This is a genomic window from Ruania zhangjianzhongii, from assembly GCF_008000995.1.
Taxonomy (GTDB): Bacteria; Actinomycetota; Actinomycetes; order Actinomycetales; family Beutenbergiaceae; genus Ruania; species Ruania zhangjianzhongii.
The window spans coordinates 2,345,795-2,365,413 of the sequence record NZ_CP042828.1; the positions used below are offsets into that span (position 1 = coordinate 2,345,795).

Consider the following 19,619-nt stretch of genomic DNA (forward strand, 5'->3'; position numbering starts at 1 on the left):
GCGGCGGGGTGTCACAGGTGAAGGAAGGGACGAGATGAAGTTTGTGTCGGTAGTCGTGGATGGTCGACGGCGGTCCGGTGTGCTGGACGGCGACGGCAGCGTGGCGTTGATGGTGGAGGGTCTGGGTGCCGCCTTCGGCGCGGGCGCCTCGATCGAGGACTGGACTGTGGCCGGGCGCGCGGCGTTGGCTGGGGGAGCGGAGCGCGTGCCCGCCGATCAGGTGCGGCTGGGGGCGCCGGTACAGCCGGGGAAGATCGTCTGCGTGGGTGCGAACTATGCCGAGCACGTGCGGGAGTCCGGTGCGCCGATGCCCACCGAGCCGATCCTGTTCCTGAAGACGCCCGACACGGTGGTCGGACCCACCGACGAGATTCTGGTGCCGCGTGGCAGTGAGCACACCGACTGGGAGGTCGAGCTCGGGGTGGTGATCGGGCGGCAGGCCGCCTACCTGCCCGATGACGCGCGGTCGCTGGAGTACGTGGCCGGGTACGTGCTCGCCAACGACCTCTCCGAACGTCACTTCCAGCTGGAACGCGGCGGCACCTGGGACAAAGGGAAGAACTGCCCCACGTTCTGCCCGCTCGGCCCGTACCTGGTGACCAGTGACGAGGTGCCCGACCCGCAGGACGTGCGCATCGGCCTGGACGTGAACGGGACCGCCTACCAGGACGCCAGTACCGCGGACATGATCTTCGACGTCGAGCTGGCGATCCGGTACATCTCCCAGTACATGACCCTGTACCCGGGGGACGTGGTGCTCACCGGTACTCCGGTGGGGGTGGGTATGGGGCAGAGCCCGCCGCGCTACCTGGCGGCAGGAGACAGCGTGCGCGTGTGGGGCGAAGGGCTGGGGGAGCAGCTCAACCCGGTGGCGGGGGCGTAGGGCTTCAGCTCTCGAGTGATGCTCTGGCATCGCTGAGCAGCAGATACAGGTGCAGCGCGTCCGTGGGGGACTGGCGGAAGCCGAGGGCCTGGTAGAAACGTGCAGCGCGCTCGTGCAGCGCATGCACCAGCAGCAGTCGGACCCCGACGCGGTCAGCCGCGGCGAGGGTGGACAGCACGGCGTCACGGAGCAGAAGTCGGCCGAGGCCCGAGCCTTGAGCACGTCGGTCGACAGCGAGCCGGCCCAGCAGCACGCGCCGCACCCCCAGCACAACTGGCGTCTCGCGAGCTCCGGGCGACCGTCGGTGGGAGGCCACGGGCCGTACCGACTCTCACCCGCCGAACGGCACCCGCCTGCGGAAGTCGTCGGCCACCTGCTCGAACGTCATCCACTCGACGCCGTCATGGCCGCTGATGTAGTCGAAGAGGCGTTCCAGCATCAGCAGCACCTGCGGGCGGCCGGAGACGTCCGGGTGGATGGTGAACGGGAACACCCCGTAGTCCATCTCCCGATAGACCCAGTCGAACTGGTCCTTCCACAGCTGCTCGATTACCTGCGGGGAGACGAACCCGTGCGAGTTCGCGTTCGCCTTGATGAACAGCATCGGCGGCAGATCGTCCACGTACCAGTTGGCGGCGATCTCCACCAGGTCCACCTCGTGGCCGCGGACCAGCGGTTTCATCCACTCCTCGGCCCCTTTGCTGTAGTCGACGTTCGTCCAGGTGTCGCCCACGCGGGCGTAGAACGGGCTGAAGTCGTCGTAGGACTGGGAGTTGTCATAGGTGAAGCCGTGCTCGAGCAACAGCTGGGCGGTGCGTTCGCCCATCTCCCACCACGGCGCCACGAACCCACGGGGCGGCGCGCCGGTGAGCTGCTCCACCAGCTGCACGCTCTTCGCCAGCACATCGGACTCCTGCTGCGCACTCATCGTCACCGGGTTCTCGTGGCTGTAGCCGTGGCAGCCGATCTCGAATCCGGCCGCGGCGACGGCGCCGATCTGGTCCGGGAAGGTCTCGATCGAGTGCCCGGGGACGAACCAGGTGGCCGGCAGACCCCGCCGCTCGAACAGTCGCTGCAGCCGTGGCACACCCACCTCGCCGGCGAACATGCCACGCTGGATGTCGTTCGGCGAGTCCTGCCCGCCGTACGAGCCGAGCCATCCGGCCACCGCGTCCACATGGACGCCGATGCAGACCTTGATCTCCTTGGACATGTGCGGGTCTCCTCCTCGTGGTGAGTGGGTTCGTCAGTCGCGGGCGGGTGCGGGAGTGGCTGGCCTGCGTGAGCCGGCGAGCGTGTGCAGCAGGACGTGCACCACGAACGCGATCACCAGCGCGGCCAGGCTGGCCGAGAAGTCACCGGGCAGCGGCCACACGTACTGGAAAAGCAGGCCGGAGGCGGCACCGACTACGAACGAGGTCACCGCGAACCAGCGCACTGCCGGCTGCTCGCGATAGCTCGTGGGGGTGAACGCGCCCCGCCGGAGCAGGAAGTAGTCGGCGATGATGGGGGAGACGAGCGGCACGAAGGCGGCGCCGAGCACAGTGATGAAGTCGTTGAAGAACAGCTGGTAGAACGCCAGCGAGCCAAGGACCGTGCCGACCACGCCAACGATGAGCACCAGCTTGGACCGCCTGACCTTCACGCCGAAGCCGTGCAGCACCGGTCCGGTGTAGAGGGAGTTCGAGTACAGCTCGGAGTTCTCCGTGGTCCACAGCGAGGTGGTCCAGACCACCACCCCGATGATGGTCAGCAGGATGCCCTGGGTGTACATCCAGTTCACGAAGTTGGAGTCGCCGGTGGCGATCGAGCCGATATAGCCGACGACGTTCAGCAGCGGGTTGGTGAGGATGAACGCCGCGGCCGCTCCGATCACCACAGCGCGGACGTTCTTGGCGAACCTCATGATGTCCGCGCCCATCACCGCCCCGGCGATCCAGGCACCCACCACGATCGTGATCCCGGTACCCATCGGCAGGCCGCTGCGGGTGGAAGCCTCGTCCACCATGGCGCCCCAGCCGCCGTTGTCGTTCAGCATGCCGACCCCGGCATAGAGCGCGACCACCAGCAGCAACGGTGCGACCGGCAGGGCGACCTTCTCGATCATCGAGATGCCGCGGTAGGCGGTCCAGGTGAACAGCGCTCCGAAGGCGACGCAGGTGAGCACCACCTCGAGGGAGACCGGGGCGACGTCGGCGCGGCCGAAGCTGGCGGGATCGATCACGGTGATCCCGGTCGGGTTGCCGAGCAGCACCCCCCAGATCTCCCCGATCATGCCGAGGATCGAGGCGAACCAGCCGAGGGTGAGCAGGGCCATGAAGACCATCGGCAGAATGAATCCGCGGTCGCCGTAGGACACCTTGGACAGCAGCGCGAGGTTGAAGCCGGTGCGCATCGCCGGGATGCCGAGCAGCACGGTGAGGGTGAACAGGACCAGCTCGCCGATGGAGATCGTGGCGACCGCACCGCCGAGCGTCATGCCCGGTTGGTCACCCTGCCCGGCGAGCTGCCCGCCGACGATCAGGCCGGTGACCACGAAGCCGAAGCCGACCCAGATCGCGGCGATGCCGATCGTCTTGCGCCGCGCCGACCGGGGGACCGGCTCAAGCATGTACTCGTCGTGTTCGTAGCCGAGCTGTTCCTCGCTCGGTGTCGGGTTCGTCTTTGAACTCATCGGTCCTCCGTCCCGCTGCAGAAGTCGGGCGTGTCAGGCAGCGGCTCGATCTAGTGGGGTTGTCGGGACCATAGCGAGTGGGCGAACGTTTTCCGCGGACGCGCGCCGTTCCCGCTGGTCGGTGTCCCGCTCAGCACGGCGCAGATACTTCGGCCGGCATCAGCCGGGATGCATCGATGATCGGTGACCAGGCCAGGTGCACACAGATGTTGGCGCACGAACCGACCCGGCTCATCCTGCGGTCCTCCACAGCGCCGGCGCACGAAGGGTCCGCGGGCCGAGGCTGAGCCTGGCGACCCGGGAGCTACCGCCCGCTCCGGACGGAGTCCAGGTCGCTGTATGCGGTGACCTTCGAGATTCCCAGGCGCGCCGAGACCCGTTCGACGGCGCGCTTGATGTGGAAGGCTCCCCGGTCCTCGAGCACACGGAGCACCTCGATACGGTCGGCCTTGGTCATCAGGTTCACCGGCTTGCCGGTCGCTTTGACCGCCGTGTCGATCATCTGCTCCAGCACCATCTGGATGTCGGGGCCGACGATCTCCTGGGGCCCCTCGTCGCCGTCGGAGGGGAGGAGGCTCGACAGAATCGCCTGGGCGTTCTGGACCACTGTCAGGTCGATATTGATACAGAGGGCCGCAATCACGGAGCCGGCCTCGTTCCGGTAGTACACCGACGAACAGTGCAGGTCACGACCGTCCGAGGTCCGGCCGTGATAACCGAAGGCGTTGTGGTCGATGTCTTCGTGCTGCAGCACCCCCAGACCGAGGTTCGTTGACGGCCCGCCCACCGTCCGGCCGGAGACGTCGCCGTTCTCGATGGCATAGATCGTGCGCTCCATCGACCGGTCGGAAAGGTCGTGCAGGACCACCTCACAGTGCGCTCCTACTGCTGCAGTGATCGCACGCATCACCGGTTCCAGCATGGAGTAGAGCTCGGCGACGCTCTCGAAAGTCTGTCGACCGGTAGTAGCGGGAGCCTGCTCCCTGTGCGCCGGCATGAGGTCCTCCTCGTGAGTTTTGACAGTGCGTTCATCGTACTGTAGAAATTCCGTTAACTTGATAGAAGTTACATTAGGTCGGGGTTGAGCTGGGTCCCTCGCTCGTCCGACAACGAAGTCAGACCTTACTGATGGAGGAAACGATGAGTGTGCGAAACCGGCGCGTGTGGCTGCTCGGCGCGAGCATCGCCACGGGCGCGATGGTTCTGGCCGGGTGCAGTGGTGGTGGAGACGACGACACCATCTACGTTTCTGTGGCAAACCACCCGTGGACCGATGCTGTGCTGGCCAACGTCGACGAGTTCGAAGCCGAGAGCGGGTTGACCGTCGAGGTCACGTCCTATACCGAGGACCAGCTCTCTCAGCAGCTCAACGTCCGGTTGAACGCCAACGCGGATGACATCGACGTGATGATGGTCCGCCCGTTGCAGGAGATCCGAACCTTCGACCGGAACGGCTGGCTCGCCGACCTCACCGAGCAGGCCGCCGGTGATCAGGAGTGGGACTGGAGCGACTTCCAGGAGGGTCCACGGGACTCGGTCACCGTGGACGAGCGTGTGCTCGGCGTGCCGCTGGCCACGGAGCGGGAGGTGCTCTACTACCGCACCGACCTGCTCGAGGAGGCCGGCCTGGAGGTACCGGAGACCCTCGAGGAGTTGGAAGAGGCGGCGCGCACGATCCAGGAGCAGAACGATGATGTGTTCGGCTTTGTCTCCCGAGGCGCCCGAGCCGCTGCGGTGACGCAGTTCTCCAGCTTCCTCTATAGCTACGGTGCTGACTGGGAGGCCGAGGACGGCTCTTCCGGTATCGGCACTCCTGAGGCGCGCGAGGCGTACACGTTCTACACGGACATGCTCCGGAACTACGGCCCGCCCGGAGTGACGAACATGAGCTGGCCGGAGGCGATGGGGATCTTCACCCAGGGCCGAGCCGCCTTCTACACCGAGGCGGACAGCCTCTACACCAACGCCACCGACCCCTCGAACTCGACGGTGAGCGACACGGTCGGGTTCGCACCATTCCCCGCCGGCCCGGCGGGATCACACCCCACGAACGTGCCGTCCTGGGCGTTGTCAGTCCCGGAGAGCTCCACCAACCACGAAGGTGCGTGGGAGTTCATCCGGTGGGCCACGAACCAGGAGAACACCTTGCTGGCCCAGGAGAACGGCGTCATCGGCGCGCGTGCTTCGGCCTGGGAGGCGGAGGTACCCGACATTCCGGAGGATCTCGCCGAGGCCCAGCGGACGAGCGCCGAGGTCGGTGTGGGCTACAGCCATCCGGTGGTGCTGAACGTCAGCCGCGCTCGGGACATCGTCGGCGAGCCGATCGTGACCGGTATCGAGGGCGGCGACATCGAGGCTGCCCTGGACACGGCGGACCAGGCGTTCACCGAGTTCCTCGCGGAGGAGAACGAGGACTGAGCGACGCCATGGCTCCCGCCAACGCAGGCGGGCGGGAGTTCCACCCGTGAACCGATCTGAAGGAGGTGCGCAGATGAGCACAGCGTTGACCAGCAGGCGCCGGGCGCCCTGGCAGGGCTTCTCGGACTGGGCGAACAGGCACCGCAAGTGGGTACTCGCCACCCCGGCCATCGTGTTCGTCATCGCGCTGATGGTGCTGCCATTGCTGTACACGGTGGTGCTGAGCTTTACGGACGCCGAGGGATCGATCCAGCGAGCCTTCGACTTCGTCTGGTTCGAGAACTACCTCAGCATCCTCAGCGATACCGAACGGTTCTGGCCGGCCGTGTGGCGCACAGCGATCTTTACCGCCGTGGCCGTCGCGCTGGAGATGACCATCGGTACGGCCGTGGCGCTGCTGCTCCGGCGCCCCTTCCTGGGACGCGGCGTGATCCGCGTCATCATGCTGCTGCCGTTGGTGGCTACGCCGGTGGCGGTGGCGATGATGTGGCTCCTGATCTTCGAGCCGACGGTCGGTTTCGCCAACCAGCTGCTCGGTTGGCTCGGCATCCCCGCCCAGGGTTGGATCTCCGACCCGTCGACGGCCCTGCCCACGCTGATGCTGGTGGACGTCTGGCAGTGGACACCGATGGTGATCCTCATCCTGCTCGCCGGGCTCGTTGGTCTGCCCGAGGAACAGCAGGAGGCCGCTCGGATCGACGGCGCCTCCAGCTGGCAGCGTTTCTGGCACGTGACGCTGCCGATGCTGAAGACCACGGTGATCGCTGCGCTGCTGTTGCGCAGCATCGATGCGATGAAGACCTTCGATCTGCTCTACGTGACCAAGGGCACCGGCGGTGGGTCCGCACACGAGGTGGAGACGCTGAACATCTACGCGTACGCGCTCAGCTTCGACTACAACGAGTACGGCATGGCGGCAGCCCTAGTGCTGTTGTACTTCCTGCTCATCGTGATCGTGCTCGCAGTGCTCACCGTGCGCCGGAAGGAGGCGCAGCGATGAAGACCGCGACCTCGATCGAGTCCCGAGGGTTCGTCCGGTTCCGGACGGTGTTCCTGATCGTGTTCGGTCTGATCTGCCTGGCGCCGATCGCGTGGATGCTGCTGGCCTCGTTCAAGACCAACATCGATATCTACGATCCGAGTAGCACGTTCTCCTTCAGTCCGACCTTGAAGAACTACGTCTCAGTGTTCGCGCAGGCGGACTTCCTGCAGTTCTTCATCAACAGCCTGGTGATCGGCGTGGGATCCACAGCGCTCTCGCTGCTGATCGGCGTACCGGCGGCCTACTCGATGCAGCGGTTCGGGATGGTGAAGTCTTCCGGCATGATCCTGCTCTCCCGGGTCATCCCGCACGTGACGCTGCTGGTGCCCTGGTACTTCATCTTCGCCTCGATGCGCATGGTGGGCGGGTACAGCTCGCTGATCATCTCCCACATGTTCATCGCGGTACCACTGATCGTGTGGGTGATGATCGGCGTATTCGAAGGAGTCCCGGAGGAGCTCGAAGAGGCTGCGCGGGTGGACGGCCTGACTCATATCGGGGCCTTCCGCCGGATCGTGGTGCCCTTGGTGGTTCCGGGTATCGCCACCTCCTCGATCCTGTCCTTCATCTTCTCGTGGAACAACTTTGTGTTCGCACTGGTGCTCTCCGGCAACGACACCAGGACCCTGCCGGTGGCGATCTTCAACTTTATCGGCTACGCCAGCATCGACTGGGGTGCACTGATGGCAGCGTGTGTGAGCATCACGGCACCGATGATCGTGATGGCGCTGCTCGGACAGAAGTACGTGGTGGCCGGTATGACGGCCGGGGCGGTGAAGGGCTGATGATGACAGAATCCGGTGACCTGGTGAACAGCGAGGCCACCACCTTGCTCTCCGAGCTGGTGGCGATTCCCAGCGTCAATCCGCGAGGGGAGGCCCTCCCGGCAGAGACACCTTTGGCGCAGCACATCGCCGACTGGTGTGCTGCGCAGGGGATCGAGGCCGTACTGAGCCCGGTCCTGGACGGACGCAGCAACGTGGTGGCCACCGTGCCCGGGCGAGACCCGAGCACCGCGGTCCTGTTCGAATCCCACCTGGACACGGTCGAGACCGAGCACATGAGTACCCCGCCGTTCACCCCCACAGTGCGGGACGGCCGGCTCTACGCCCGGGGGGCGTGCGATGCGAAAGGGCCGTTGGCGGCGTTTCTGACCGCACTACGGGACGTCGCGCATGCACCCGAACCGCCGCCGTCCACTGTCATCGTGGCCGCCGTCGTGGACGAGGAGCACGCCTACCGCGGCGTTCTCCAGTTGCTCGAGGACCTGGGCGGGGGACCTGCGAAGGTGCGCGGCGCCGTCATTGGTGAGCCGACCGACCTGCGTGCCGTGGTGGCGCACAAAGGCGTGATGCGCTGCCGGATCGTTGCGGAGGGCCCTGGCGGGCACAGCTCGCGTCCCTGGGGGATCGAGAACCCGATCGAGACTGTCGCCCGAGTGATCAGCTATCTGGCGGAGGAGATCACGCCCGAGCTCGACGGCCACACCCATCCGTTGGTCGGGCCAGCATCATTGGTGCCCTCCCTGATCAGCGGCGGCACCGGCCCGAACACGGTGCCGAACCAGTGTGCGGTGAGCCTGGACCGGCGCACGCTACCAGGGGAGGACCCGCAGCAGGTGTGGCGTGAGCTCCACGATCGGGTGAAGGCACAGTTCGGCAGCAGCGTCACCGTCGAACCACCGTTCCTCACCGACCTGGCACTGGACAACGATCCCCGTGATCCGTTCCTCGCCGGTGTCTGCGCCGAGCTGGGGAGCGCCGGTCACGACCCAGCGCCGATCGGGACCGGGTGGGGCAGCGATGCCAGCAAGATCGCGGCTGCCGGGATTCCCGCGCTGGTCATGGGCCCTGGATCAATCACCGATGCCCACACCCCGGACGAGTCGATCGATCTGACCGAGCTAGCCCGCGCCGTCGATATCGCCCGAGCGGTGATGTTCCGCCCGGTGCAGACGCCCCAGGAGGTCTGAGGAAATGGAATCTGCCGAGACCGGCCCGTTGGTGTTCGCGCCCGACTCCGGAGTGGAGTGGCCTGCCCTTCTCCTCAAAGAGTCCGCGCTGCGCCACAACGCCGAAGTCATGGCGCATTACTGCCGCGATCACGAGGTGTCGTTGGCCCCCCACGGTAAGACGCATGTCTCGCCAGAGCTGTGGCACCTGCAGGAGGGAGCCGGGGCCTGGGGCGTAAGCGTGGCCTCGCCTGGCCAGGCCCGCGTGTTCCACGAAGCCGGAGCTCGCCGCATCCTGCTGGCCAACCAGCTTGTCGATGCAGCGTTCGCCCGATGGGCCCAGCGCCAGCTCGCCACTGACGAGGACTTCGAGTTCTGCTGCTATGTGGACTCCGTCGCCGGGGTGCGCCTGCTCGAGGATGCGCTCGACTCAGGACCGGCGTTGCCGGTGGTGATCGAGATCGGGCACGACGGCGGTCGTGCCGGGTGCCGAGACTCCGCCACCGTGCGAGCAGTCGCTGAGGCAGTCGCGGCGTCGGACAGCCTGGCTCTGGTAGGCGTGGCGGGGTACGAGGGCAGCGTGAGCCACGCGCGCGACGCTCAGGCCCTGGACGCCGTGCGGGAGTATCTGCGGGGCGTGACCGCAGAGTTCCAGAATCTGGGCGCTGCCGGGTTGCTGGATTCCGCGGCCACGGAGTACCTGCTCACCGCTGGTGGCAGTCTCTACTTCGATGTGGTCGCCGAGGTCTTCGGCCGGGTGCGGTACCTGGACAGGCCGGTCCGGACAGTGCTGCGCAGCGGCGCTTACCTGACCCACGATCATGGTTTGTACGGTCGGCTCTCACCGCTCGGGGCCTCTGGTCCGCGTGCGTTCCGACCCGCCGGCGAGGTCTGGGCCCAGGTTCTGTCCGTGCCCGAGCCGGGGCTGGTCCTCCTCAATGCGGGCCGGCGGGACGTGCCGTACGACCAGGACCTCCCGACCGCACTGGGCTACCGGCGTGACGGTAGCTTCCACCGGCTCCAGGGGAGCGAGGTATTCGAGCTGAACGACCACCACACTTTCCTGCGCACCCCTGCTGGTCAGGAGCCCGCCGTGGGGGAACTGGTCGCCCTCGGCACTTCGCACCCGTGCACCCTGCACGACAAGTGGTCCCGCGCGCTGCTGGTGGATGACCACTACCGCGCCGTCGGCGCGATCCACTCCCACTTCTAGACCGCCATCACCTGACCGCTGCCCGGGTCTGCACCCGGGCAGATCGCTGACGCATGACCAACTTGGAGGTTTGTCACCATCGTGAAGAAGGCACTGTCCACCACGAAAGCACCCGCGGCCGCCCACTCGTTCTCCCAGGGGGTCCACGCCGGGCCGATCGTGCAGATCTCCGGTCAGGGTCCGCAGGACCCGGAGACAGGGGAGTACGTCTTTCCAGGCGACGTGGGCCGGCAGACCTGGCGGACGCTCGAGAACGTGCGCCACATCGTGGAAGCCTCCGGTGGCACCTTCGACGACGTGATCTCCCTGCGGGTCTTCCTCACCGACCAGTCGGAGTTCGCGGGTATGAACGAGGCCTACGAGGCATTCGTCCGTGAGCACACCCCGTCGGGGACCCTGCCCGCCCGCACCACGGTGTTCGTCGGCCTGCCCTGGCCGCAGATGCTCGTAGAGATCGACGGGATGGCCGTCATCGGGCAGTGAAACTGTGGGGCAGCCCGGGGCGGTCCGCAATCACTCCGGAAGCCAGCGCGCTCGGAGGTCCGGCCGAAGCCAGGCCGCCGGTGACGCGATCGAGAGGCCGCCGTCCACGGGCAGCACCGCTCCGGTGATGAACCCCGCTGCTGGTGATGCGAGAAAGTCGACGGCTGCAGCGACATCGGCCGGCTGGCCTGTCCTCATCAAGGGGTAGCCGGCAGTGACGTCCGGCAGGTCGCCATTCCCGATCATCGCGGGCGCTACTGCGTTCACCCGCACGCCTCGTGGGCCGTACTCCAGTGCTAGTTGACGGACCAGCCCCTCCACGCCTGCTTTGGCGGCCGCATAGGCAGGGAGACTGGGTGCAGCCAGCGTCGCATTGATCGAGGTCACTGCGACGATCGCACTTCCGCGCCTCAGATGGGGCAAGACGGCGCGGCTGACGAAGAACGCCGAGTCCAAGGTGGCGCCGAGTGCGGTACGCCACTGGACGTCCGTGGTGCATTCAGCCGAAGCCACCGGCATCGCCGCGGCCGCCAACACGACCACGTCAAGACCACGGATCTCCTCGAGCGTGCGCTCGACGACGTTGCTTGTCTGCTCGGGCTCGGAGAGATCGGCCACCATGTGGTGCACGAACGCAGGGTCATCACTGGCGTCCGCGGAGACTCCGACTACCAGTGCGCCACTGTCGGCGAACTGCTGTCCGATGGCCGCACCGATAGGCGAAGAGGCACCGATGACGAGTACACCGCGCACAGCCATGGGGCGGCCACCTAGCCGTAAGTCGGCAGAGCCAGTGCGGACATGATTGCCGTCAGGGATGCCCGACCCGGAGCATCGAGGTCCTGGGCGGGGGAGCGCACGGTGCTGTGGTCGATGATCCCGCGCGCGAGCAGGACCTCCTTGTGTACCGCCCAGGCGATGCCCTGCTGCAAGCCGAACACGATCAGCGGTAGCAGCGCCGCGAACTCACGCCGTGCCTCATCGGCCCGCCCGGCCTGCCACGCGGTCAGAATGGGGCCCAGCACATCGACGAACTCGCAGGCCGGCATCGTGCCGACGGCTCCGCGGCTATATTCCTCAAGCACGAACTGCGCGTTCTGCCCGCCGAGGATGGCTGTGCCGCGGTCAGCGAGAGCAGCACGTACCGCAGCGACCTTCGGCACCGTAGGTGGCGCCTCGACCTTGACCGACGTGACGCCGTCGAGGTCGGCGAGCTCGGCAACGAGCGCTGGCGCCATACTCACGCCTGTCGCGCCGGGTGCATCCTGAACCATCACCTGCGTATCGCTCGCTACGGCGACTCCGGCGACGTCACCGTAGAAGTCCACCAGTTGACCGGCTGTCGGTTTCACCATGAAGGGCGGGAGCACCATCAGCGTGTGCGCAGCACCCCCGATGTCGTGGATCTGCTCGATAGCGGTGATGGTGGACGTGCCGTTGATGCCCGCCACGATCGGACACTGACCAGCGACAACGTCGGTCACAGTGGCAAGCACCTGCTGACGGTCGGCCTGGGTCAGCGCGAAGGCCTCGCTGGCCATGCCGAAGATCGCCACGCCGTCGACCCCGCTCGCAAGCTGAAACTCGATCAAGCGGCGGAGTGAAGGCAGATCGAGTTCACCGTTCGGCCGGAATGGCGTAGCCACGATGGGGACGAGGCCCTGGACGGTGCCGCGCGATACAGGGGATGACACTGGTCTGCTTTCTGTCGGGTGACGAGTACGTGATGCGGTGTGGTCAGGAGCGTGACGCCAGGGCGGTGACCGCGTCGATGTCGACGTCGATGCCGAGCCCCGGCCCGGCCGGGAGGTCAATGTGGTCCGCCGCGACCAGAAGCGGAGCGTGCAGGATACGTTGCCCGACCTCCGTGGACGTGGGCTGGTACTCAAATGCCGGCAGGTCCTCGATCGCGGCGCTGACGTGCAGTCCTGCAGCCATCGCCACCCCCAGGCCGACTGAATGGTGCGGGGCGACGGGGACATGTGCTGCGGAGGCGACCTCGGCGATGGCCATGCCTTCCGTGATGCCCGTACGCGCGATATCCGGTTGGGCGATCCGTAGTGCCCGTGAGGTGAGCCAGTCGCTGAATTCGTAGCGGTTGCGCATAGCCTCACCGACAGCGATGGGGATCGAGGACCGGGCAACGAGCTCGCCGTGACCGGCTCTGTCCTCCGGAGCCAACGGTGCTTCAAGGAACCAGCACCCCCGTTCGGCCAGGCCGTGCGCCAGGCGAATCGCGTCGGTGATCGAGTATGCCCAGTGTGCATCGACGGCGATGCTCAGCTCAGGAGCTGCCTCGCGAATCGCGTCGACAGTGGCGAGGTCCCTCTCGACACCGTGCCCGATGTGCAGCTTCACCCGCCGAGCTCCGCGTGCCACCCAATCGCGGGCAAGCGCCGCTCGCTCGTCATCGCTGGGCTTCGGCAGCCCGGAGACATAGGTCGGAATCGATGTCCGGAACGCGCCGCCGAGGAGCTCGACGACCGAGCGGCCGCTGATCTTGCCGGCCAGATCCCAGAGTGCGATGTCTACCGCCGCCAGAGCGTCGGCCTGGTGACCGACCAGGTGCCCGCGTTCCCGCATCAGGTCCCGCAGTCTCGACCAGGTCGGTCGCGGTGAGGTCGCCGACCCGCCCCGCAATACCGGTGCGAGCAACAGCTCCACGATCGCTGCCGGGACTTCCGGAGCGACCGGAGCGAGCGCCTCGCCCCAGCCGGAGGTTCCGTCGTCGGCAACTACTTCAACGAGCAAGGTCTCGTAGCGGGCCGAGTACAGGCTGCGCCACGGCTCGCGCACTTGATATCCCGTGGTGGAGGAGTCGGGCATTGCTCCCAGATAGGGGGCGTCCGCAGCGAGCTTGAGGACGTAAGTACGTACATCCGCGATCTCTGGTCGTCGCATCACGTATCCAACTTCGATTGACGGAGCATGTGTCTATGCATGAGACTTGCATACAGAGCATGACGGATGCAAGGTGGAGTCGAGGGAGGAGCACACAGTGGCGGAGCAGGGTACGAACCAGAGCGTGGAGAAGACCGCTGCGGTCCTGAGTGCGTTCATCGACGGTCGCGAGCTGCGAGTCGCGGACGTCGTGAAGCACGCACGCCTCGGCCAGTCCTCCGCCTCCCGGCTGCTCGCCACGTTAGAGAGCCTGGAGTACGTCGAACGGGATCCGGTGAGTTCGCTGTACCGGCTGGGTCCCGCGCTGGTCACTCTCGGCGGCGTAGCAATCAATCAGCATCCGGTGCATCGCGAGGCGCGCCAACGTGCGCAGAACTTGGCGGCACGGCTCGGTCTTGGCGCGAATGTGGCAGTGCGGCGAGGCGAGTCGCTGTTCTATCTGTGCAACTTCGAAGGTCGGCTCGCTCCGAAGTCGTTCACACTCATCGGGCAGCGGAATCCGCTTCACGCCACGGGTATGGGGAAGTGCCTCCTGCTCGAGCTGTCCGCTGAGCAGCGCCGCGAACTGATCCCGGATCTACAGAGATTCACCGCGCGCACGATCACGGACCATGACGAGCTCGACCGAGACCTGCATGAAGCCAAGGAGCGGGGCTACGCGATCGAGGACCAAGAGCTCGCGCTCAGCCGCGCATGCCTCGCGGCGCCCGTCCTCGGCCCGGGTGGCCAGGTGGTGGCGGCCATCTCGGTCTCCGGCCCACTGACCGCGGTCAATCTCCCAGATCGGGAGCGCGAGCTGGGTCACGAGGTGATCGAGATCGCCGATGCGATCAGCGCCGGCCTCGGCTATCTGGGGCCGCACTCCGGCTGACACGGCACCCGCGCATGCGCCGCGGCGCAGGCGTCCACCTCTTCATCGACGGAACACGGGAGATCAGAACATGCGAGTAGCAGTCACCGGCGCGGCAGGACGAGTGGGTCGACGATTGGTCGAGTGGTTCTGTGAGCGTGGCGATGACGTCGTGGCGCTCGATCAGGTTGCCGTTCCGATCCACGAGGACGTCAGCTCCGTCGTCGCGGATCTGACAGACGCAGATGGCCTAGTGACAGCCACGGCGGGCTGCGACGTCATCGTGCACCTTGCCGCCGCCATGTCCTGGGACCCGCGAGAGAGTGGCTTGCTCCATCGGGTCAATGTGGATGGCACCTGGAACGTTGTGAACGCGGCGGCGGCGAACCGCGTTCGGCGGTTGGTGTTCGCGAGCAGTGGTGAGGTCTATCCGGAGTCCAAGGCGCAGTTCCTGCCAGTGGATGAGCACCATCCGACCGAACCGACGTCGGTCTACGGGATGACCAAGCTTGTTGGCGAGGCGATGGTCCGGAACCTGGGTCGCCGCAGCGACATCGAGACTGTCGTGGTCCGGCTCCCGCACACGCAGGAGGCGAGCGAGCTCCTGGATCCGGCCAGCCCGTTCAGCGGGCCCCGGTTCTTCCTGCACCGCCGCCTGGAGCAGCAGCGGGAACTCGGCAACGCCGGAGCCGTCGCGGCACTGGAAGCGGCGGGACGTGCCGATGAGCTGACCCTTCTCCTCGCCCGTGGCGAGGACGGAACGCCGTACCGGATGCCGATCTGCGACGCTCGGGACACAGCAGCAGGTCTGGGACTCGCGGCCACTGTTGCCGGCGCCGCTGACCAGGTGGTCTATATCGGCCCGGACGAGGCGACGTCGATGGCAGCGCTGATCCCCGAAGCCTCGCGACTGACCGGTCTGCCGCTGGCCGAGGTCCGGCTGCCAGGGCCGGCAGTGAACTACCACACCAGCATCGCCAAGGCGCGTGAGCTGCTCGGGTTCGCACCCCGATGGCCGATGCCGACGATGCTCGCCGAGGCCGCCGAGGCCCGGCAGCGAAGCAGCAGTACCCAGGCCTGAAAGAAATCGACGAAGGAGTCAGTGATGAAGAAGTACATGGTTGCGGGTTCGGTGCTCGTTGCGGGTGCGCTCACGCTGAGCGCTTGCAGCGGTGGCGACGGCGGCAGTGACGGTGAGGTGACGCTGGACTTTCCCACCTGGCAGGCGACGGAGCCTGGCTATCAGGAGTTCTGGGAGGCCGCCGTCGAAGAGTTCGAGGCCAGCCACTCCGGCGTGACGATCAACCTGGAGCAGATCTCGTTCGACGACTACCAGCAGTCGTTGGTGACCCGGTTCGCGGCGAACGACTCACCGGCGATCGTCCACCTTCCGACCCGGTTCTTCCCGAGCTTCGCTGACCAGGGGTTTCTTGCCGGTCTTGATGACCGTCTCGCAGAGACCGACATTCTCGAGACGTGGCCGGCGTCTCAGGACCAGCTGATGTGGGAAGGGGAGTACCAGGGCGTGCTCCTGCTGAACTATGGCTATGTCCTTTACTACAACAGCGAGATGTTGGCTGAGGCGGACGTAGAAGTACCGACCAGCTATGAGGAGCTCATCGAGGCTGCGGAGCAGCTGACGGACGACGGCGTGTACGGAATCGCGATGGACACAGCGCAGAATCCGAACCTGCTGACCGAGCTGGCGTGGCCTGTGGTCGGTTCGGGCAACACGGTCGTCGGTGACTCGGGGTACACGTTCACTGATCCCGCCGTCGTCGAGATCGCTGAACAGGTTCGGGAACTGTCCCAGTACGCACCGCAGGGCCTGGCGAGCGAACAGAAGCGGCAGTACTTCGCTGATGGAAACGCAGCGATGATGATCGATGGGCCGTTCGTCGGCCAACTCATCGAGGACTCGCCGAACGCCGAGGTGATCGAGGTCGCTCCGCCTCCCTTCGAGGTGGTTCCGGGCGCGCAGAGCAACTCTTTGCACGTGGCACGCAACGTCAGCGACGAGGAAGCGGACCTCGCCTGGGAGTTCATCGACATGGTGGCCAGCTCGCAGTGGCAGGACCGCTACGTCGAGGAGGTCGGTGTGCCGGCGCCCCGGGAGGGCAGTGGTGCGGAGACGATCGCGGATGACCCGGCACTGCAGGTGTTCGCCGATGTGCTGACTGACGCCGTGGACGTCGTTCCGGCGAATGACCAGGTGCGGCTCGAGTACCCGGCCTACGCGGAGGCGGTGAGCTTTGCGGTGTCCCGGCTGATCAGTACCGATGATCCGGTGGAGGACGTGATGTCCGAGCTGCAGACCCGGCTCGACGAAGAAGTGCCGCTGAGCTGATGGCACAACGCACGACGACCATGGGCGCGAAGGTATGACCGAACAGATGACCGCAGCGCCACGCAGAGGCGCGCGCCGGGTGAGCCTGGCTCGGAGGCAGTCGCGGCTGTACTGGGCCATGCTCGCTCCGGCGCTGGTCCTGGGCGGATCGCTGATTCTGTATCCGATGTATCTCGCTATCGATCTGTCGTTCACCGATGTCGGCATGGTGACGCTGGATGCCCTGGGAGACGCTGAGCGGACGCTGGAGAACTACACCAAGCTCTGGCACGACGAACGAGTACGGGAAAGTCTTCTGCTGGCGCTGGTCTATACGCTCGGTGCCACCATTCCCGCGTTCGTGCTGGGCCTGATCACAGCGCTCCTGCTGAACAAGCGATTCCCGGGCAGGCGTATCCTGCGCACCTTGGTCCTGTTGCCGTGGGCAGTCCCCACGGTGCTCGCCGCTATCGCCTTCCTGTGGATCCTTGATGCTTCCTACGGCGTGTTCAACTACGTGCTCCGGTCGCTCGGGCTGATCGAGGAGAACATCGCCTGGCTGGCGACGACGGACACGGCGATGATCGCCGTCATCATCCCGACGGTCTGGAAGATCTACCCGTTCTTCACGCTGATCATCCTGGCGGCGCTCCAGGCGGTGCCCGGGGATCTGTACGAGGCGGCTGCGGTCGATGGGGCCGGGCCGGTGCGCCAGTTCACGGCCATCACCTGGCCGGTGATCCGACCGGCGTGCTGGCTGTCGCTGATCCTGCAGGGGCTCTGGACGTTCCGAGAGTTCGACATCATCTACCCGATGACCGGGGGTGGGCCGGCCGATTCGACCAACACCCTCGCGATCAAGGTCTTTAACGAAGCGTTCAACCAGTTCAACATGGGCTTCGCCTCCGCCCTGGGCATCTTGACGATGGCGGTTGGCGCCCTGGCCATCGCCGTCTTCTACCGCAAGCTACGCCAGCAGGCGTTCTAGGAGTACCCCATGCGGACCAGAAACAGCACTACACGCCGGATCGTGATCGCAGGAGTCGTCGTCCTGTTCGCGGTGGTCGGCCTCTTCCCGATCTACTGGATGGTGGTGTCAGCCCTCCTGCCCACCTCAGAGACGCTCTCCACGAGTCCGCCACTGATTCCGAGTCCGGCCAGTCTGGACTTTGGCTATTTCGCTGATGTGGTCAGCAACAGTGAGTTGCCGACGTGGTTCCTCAACTCGACTCTCACCACGCTCGGCTCGGTTCTCGTGAGCATGGTCGTCGCCACCCTTGCCGGGTACAGCCTGTCGCGGATGCGGGGGCGGCTGCAGGACGCGGCCTCGGCGAGCATGCTGCTGACCCGGGTATTACCGGGCACGCTGCTGGTGATCCCGTTGTTCGTGGTGTTCTCCAGCCTCCACCTGCTCAACACGCTCTGGGCGATCATTCTGGCGAACTGCACCGTGATCATCCCGTTCGCGGTGTGGTTGATGAAGGGCTTCTTCGACTCCATCCCCAAGGAGCTCGAAGAGGCCGCAGTCATCGATGGCTGCGGAGTCTTCGGGGCGTTCGCGCGCATCGTGCTCCCGCTGACCCGTCCCGGTCTGGCTGCCACGACGGCGTATGCATTCGTGCTGGCGTGGAGCGACTACCTGTTTGCCAAGACCTTCCTCCAGGACCGCGACCTCTGGACCCTCACCCTGGGGTCCGCCTCGTTCGTCGGTGAGCACGCAGTGAACTGGAACAGTCTGATGGCAGTGGGCATCATTGCCATCATCCCGGTCGCGATCCTCTTCCTCTTCCTGGAGCCGTTGCTGGTCAAGGGCCTGGCCTCCGGTTCGGTGAAGGGCTGAGGTGGCGACCCGCGGCTACCGCCCCTGGTGCCCGTGTTCGACCACCCGCTCCTCCCGCAGCCGCTCCCGCAGCCACCGGACCGCCTCACCCTGCGGCACTGCGCGCGGCCAGAGCAGGTCGACGCCTACCCAGTAGTCGGTATGCGGGTAGGCAGTGAGGAGGAGGTCGACGAACTCTCCGCTGGACAACTCCTCCAGGACGAGCTGGCGCGGCACCGTCGCCCAGCCGAACCGTGAGCGGACCATCGTGATCAGTGCGGAGTAGTCGTCGGCGTGCCACGTCTGTACCGACTGCAGGTACTCGGTGGTCGGTAGCACGGCCGCGTGCTTGGAGTGCGCCAGGTGCCGGTAGGACTGCAGGGCCGCGAACGAGACCTCCGGCTCGGCGGCTAGCGGATGGTCGCGGTGCGCCACGTGGCACAGCACCAGCTCTCCGAGACGGCGGAACTCCAGTCCGTGGTCGTACTCCGGTTGGGCGAAGGACACTCCGAGCGCGACCTGTCCGTCCTGGACCAGCTGGGGCAGATCACCATGGCTGGGGTGGCGCACCACCAGGTCCACGTGCGGGTAGCGGGCCGCGAAGTCCCGCAGGGGCGCGATCATCAGGTGGTAGGGCACGTCGATCGCCACCGTGATCTGGCTCGGGTTGCCCTGGGCGAGGCTGTCCGCGTGGCTCTCCAGGGTGAGCGCCCGGTCCAGCAGATCGCGCGATTCGGTCAGCAACGTCCCGCCGGCGTCGGTCAGCGTCGGCATCTTCGTGGACCGGTCGAACAGCGCGGTGCCGAAACCGGCCTCGAGGTTCGCGATCGTCTCGCTCACCGTGGACTGGGATCGGCGCAACCGCCGGGCGGCGGCCGAGAACGATCCGGCGTCCACACAGGTGACGAAGACATCGATCTGGTCGAGGGTGAAGCGCATCGCCATCCTCCTATCGGCTCGCCCGATGGAACCTCACTTAACTTACCGGCCCTTGCCCCTTAGTGTCCCCGCAACGACAGCGACGTACTCAGGATCGCCGACCACGCCCATCGGAGGACG

At 66.2% G+C, this 19,619-nt stretch carries 20 protein-coding genes; 12 read left to right on the forward strand and 8 right to left on the reverse strand.

Translation table 11 applies throughout. The annotated features are described in order from the left end of the window. Positions 1-34: 34 nt before the first annotated feature. The gene (locus FU260_RS10875) at positions 35-883 is read left to right on the forward strand and encodes a fumarylacetoacetate hydrolase family protein (RefSeq protein ID WP_147917080.1); all 849 of its coding nucleotides are present in this window, start codon (positions 35-37) and stop codon (positions 881-883) included. Between the two features lie 4 nt (positions 884-887). Here FU260_RS10875 and FU260_RS10880 read toward each other — a convergent pair whose 3' ends face one another. The 4 genes from FU260_RS10880 to FU260_RS10895 all read right to left on the reverse strand — a co-directional run bounded on the left by FU260_RS10880 (position 888) and on the right by FU260_RS10895 (position 4,554). Beyond that, positions 888-1,136, reverse strand: coding sequence for a GNAT family N-acetyltransferase (locus FU260_RS10880; RefSeq protein WP_210418247.1), 249 nt, complete (start codon positions 1,134-1,136; stop codon positions 888-890). A 78-nt stretch (positions 1,137-1,214) separates the two neighbouring features. Beyond that, positions 1,215-2,096, reverse strand: coding sequence for a polysaccharide deacetylase family protein (locus FU260_RS10885; RefSeq protein ID WP_147917082.1), 882 nt, complete (start codon positions 2,094-2,096; stop codon positions 1,215-1,217). 33 nt (positions 2,097-2,129) lie between these two features. Continuing rightward, a complete protein-coding gene (locus FU260_RS10890; RefSeq protein ID WP_147917083.1) occupies positions 2,130-3,557 on the reverse strand; it encodes a purine-cytosine permease family protein in 1,428 nt (475 codons plus the stop codon). Between the two features lie 304 nt (positions 3,558-3,861). Next, the gene (locus FU260_RS10895) at positions 3,862-4,554 is read right to left on the reverse strand and encodes a helix-turn-helix transcriptional regulator (RefSeq protein ID WP_147917084.1); all 693 of its coding nucleotides are present in this window, start codon (positions 4,552-4,554) and stop codon (positions 3,862-3,864) included. Positions 4,555-4,697: 143 nt separating this feature from the next. Here FU260_RS10895 and FU260_RS10900 point away from each other — a divergent pair, with 143 nt between their 5' ends. The 6 genes from FU260_RS10900 to FU260_RS10925 all read left to right on the forward strand — a co-directional run bounded on the left by FU260_RS10900 (position 4,698) and on the right by FU260_RS10925 (position 10,664). Beyond that, a complete protein-coding gene (locus FU260_RS10900) occupies positions 4,698-5,975 on the forward strand; it encodes an ABC transporter substrate-binding protein (protein WP_235912199.1) in 1,278 nt (425 codons plus the stop codon). A 73-nt stretch (positions 5,976-6,048) separates the two neighbouring features. Further along, the gene (locus FU260_RS10905) at positions 6,049-6,975 is read left to right on the forward strand and encodes a carbohydrate ABC transporter permease (protein ID WP_147917085.1); all 927 of its coding nucleotides are present in this window, start codon (positions 6,049-6,051) and stop codon (positions 6,973-6,975) included. Beyond that, positions 6,972-7,802: a carbohydrate ABC transporter permease gene (locus FU260_RS10910; protein ID WP_147917086.1), complete on the forward strand. Its 831-nt coding sequence runs from the start codon at positions 6,972-6,974 to the stop codon at positions 7,800-7,802. Before FU260_RS10905 ends, FU260_RS10910 begins: the two co-directional genes overlap by 4 nt. Continuing rightward, positions 7,802-8,989 (forward strand): M20 family metallopeptidase, encoded by a 1,188-nt coding sequence (locus FU260_RS10915; RefSeq protein ID WP_147917087.1) that lies wholly within the window; start codon positions 7,802-7,804, stop codon positions 8,987-8,989. Before FU260_RS10910 ends, FU260_RS10915 begins: the two co-directional genes overlap by 1 nt. 4 nt (positions 8,990-8,993) lie before the next feature. Further along, the gene (locus tag FU260_RS10920) at positions 8,994-10,181 is read left to right on the forward strand and encodes an alanine racemase (RefSeq protein ID WP_147917088.1); all 1,188 of its coding nucleotides are present in this window, start codon (positions 8,994-8,996) and stop codon (positions 10,179-10,181) included. Positions 10,182-10,259: 78 nt separating this feature from the next. Continuing rightward, positions 10,260-10,664 carry a RidA family protein gene (locus tag FU260_RS10925; protein WP_147917089.1) on the forward strand — a complete coding sequence of 135 codons (405 nt, stop codon included), beginning with the start codon at positions 10,260-10,262 and terminating at the stop codon, positions 10,662-10,664. 30 nt (positions 10,665-10,694) lie between these two features. Here FU260_RS10925 and FU260_RS10930 read toward each other — a convergent pair whose 3' ends face one another. Genes FU260_RS10930 through FU260_RS10940 form a run of 3 tightly spaced genes read right to left on the reverse strand, consistent with a single transcriptional unit; the run spans position 10,695 to position 13,565 of the window. Continuing rightward, positions 10,695-11,423, reverse strand: a complete 729-nt coding sequence (locus FU260_RS10930; RefSeq protein WP_147917090.1) for an SDR family NAD(P)-dependent oxidoreductase — start codon at positions 11,421-11,423, stop codon at positions 10,695-10,697. A gap of 11 nt (positions 11,424-11,434) precedes the next feature. Next, complete coding sequence (locus FU260_RS10935) at positions 11,435-12,358, reverse strand: dihydrodipicolinate synthase family protein (RefSeq protein WP_147917091.1); 924 nt, start codon at positions 12,356-12,358, stop codon at positions 11,435-11,437. Between the two features lie 43 nt (positions 12,359-12,401). Beyond that, positions 12,402-13,565 carry a mandelate racemase/muconate lactonizing enzyme family protein gene (locus FU260_RS10940; protein ID WP_147919436.1) on the reverse strand — a complete coding sequence of 388 codons (1,164 nt, stop codon included), beginning with the start codon at positions 13,563-13,565 and terminating at the stop codon, positions 12,402-12,404. A 73-nt stretch (positions 13,566-13,638) separates the two neighbouring features. Here FU260_RS10940 and FU260_RS10945 point away from each other — a divergent pair, with 73 nt between their 5' ends. The 5 genes from FU260_RS10945 to FU260_RS10965 all read left to right on the forward strand — a co-directional run bounded on the left by FU260_RS10945 (position 13,639) and on the right by FU260_RS10965 (position 18,581). Further along, positions 13,639-14,436 carry an IclR family transcriptional regulator gene (locus FU260_RS10945; protein WP_235912200.1) on the forward strand — a complete coding sequence of 266 codons (798 nt, stop codon included), beginning with the start codon at positions 13,639-13,641 and terminating at the stop codon, positions 14,434-14,436. 70 nt (positions 14,437-14,506) lie between these two features. Further along, positions 14,507-15,496, forward strand: coding sequence for an NAD-dependent epimerase/dehydratase family protein (locus FU260_RS10950; RefSeq protein ID WP_147917092.1), 990 nt, complete (start codon positions 14,507-14,509; stop codon positions 15,494-15,496). A gap of 24 nt (positions 15,497-15,520) precedes the next feature. Beyond that, positions 15,521-16,762 (forward strand): ABC transporter substrate-binding protein, encoded by a 1,242-nt coding sequence (locus FU260_RS10955; protein ID WP_147917093.1) that lies wholly within the window; start codon positions 15,521-15,523, stop codon positions 16,760-16,762. 46 nt (positions 16,763-16,808) lie between these two features. Then, positions 16,809-17,729, forward strand: coding sequence for a carbohydrate ABC transporter permease (locus FU260_RS10960; RefSeq protein WP_168211738.1), 921 nt, complete (start codon positions 16,809-16,811; stop codon positions 17,727-17,729). A gap of 9 nt (positions 17,730-17,738) precedes the next feature. Beyond that, positions 17,739-18,581 carry a carbohydrate ABC transporter permease gene (locus FU260_RS10965; RefSeq protein ID WP_147917095.1) on the forward strand — a complete coding sequence of 281 codons (843 nt, stop codon included), beginning with the start codon at positions 17,739-17,741 and terminating at the stop codon, positions 18,579-18,581. A gap of 15 nt (positions 18,582-18,596) precedes the next feature. Here FU260_RS10965 and FU260_RS10970 read toward each other — a convergent pair whose 3' ends face one another. Then, on the reverse strand, positions 18,597-19,499 hold the full coding sequence (locus FU260_RS10970) for a LysR family transcriptional regulator (protein ID WP_147917096.1): 903 nt from the start codon (positions 19,497-19,499) through the stop codon (positions 18,597-18,599). Between the last annotated feature and the right edge of the window lie 120 nt (positions 19,500-19,619).

Coding starts and splice junctions, on each gene's coding strand:
- FU260_RS10890 (WP_147917083.1), bottom strand. CDS start 3,557: ATGAGTTCAAAGACGAACCCGACACCGAGCGAGGAACAGCTCGGCTAC.
- FU260_RS10885 (WP_147917082.1), bottom strand. CDS start 2,096: ATGTCCAAGGAGATCAAGGTCTGCATCGGCGTCCATGTGGACGCGGTG.
- FU260_RS10930 (WP_147917090.1), bottom strand. CDS start 11,423: ATGGCTGTGCGCGGTGTACTCGTCATCGGTGCCTCTTCGCCTATCGGT.
- FU260_RS10920 (WP_147917088.1), top strand. CDS start 8,994: ATGGAATCTGCCGAGACCGGCCCGTTGGTGTTCGCGCCCGACTCCGGA.
- FU260_RS10955 (WP_147917093.1), top strand. CDS start 15,521: ATGAAGAAGTACATGGTTGCGGGTTCGGTGCTCGTTGCGGGTGCGCTC.
- FU260_RS10895 (WP_147917084.1), bottom strand. CDS start 4,554: ATGCCGGCGCACAGGGAGCAGGCTCCCGCTACTACCGGTCGACAGACT.
- FU260_RS10970 (WP_147917096.1), bottom strand. CDS start 19,499: ATGCGCTTCACCCTCGACCAGATCGATGTCTTCGTCACCTGTGTGGAC.
- FU260_RS10940 (WP_147919436.1), bottom strand. CDS start 13,565: ATGCGACGACCAGAGATCGCGGATGTACGTACTTACGTCCTCAAGCTC.
- FU260_RS10960 (WP_168211738.1), top strand. CDS start 16,809: ATGACCGCAGCGCCACGCAGAGGCGCGCGCCGGGTGAGCCTGGCTCGG.
- FU260_RS10965 (WP_147917095.1), top strand. CDS start 17,739: ATGCGGACCAGAAACAGCACTACACGCCGGATCGTGATCGCAGGAGTC.
- FU260_RS10905 (WP_147917085.1), top strand. CDS start 6,049: ATGAGCACAGCGTTGACCAGCAGGCGCCGGGCGCCCTGGCAGGGCTTC.
- FU260_RS10900 (WP_235912199.1), top strand. CDS start 4,698: ATGAGTGTGCGAAACCGGCGCGTGTGGCTGCTCGGCGCGAGCATCGCC.
- FU260_RS10915 (WP_147917087.1), top strand. CDS start 7,802: ATGATGACAGAATCCGGTGACCTGGTGAACAGCGAGGCCACCACCTTG.
- FU260_RS10950 (WP_147917092.1), top strand. CDS start 14,507: ATGCGAGTAGCAGTCACCGGCGCGGCAGGACGAGTGGGTCGACGATTG.
- FU260_RS10910 (WP_147917086.1), top strand. CDS start 6,972: ATGAAGACCGCGACCTCGATCGAGTCCCGAGGGTTCGTCCGGTTCCGG.
- FU260_RS10875 (WP_147917080.1), top strand. CDS start 35: ATGAAGTTTGTGTCGGTAGTCGTGGATGGTCGACGGCGGTCCGGTGTG.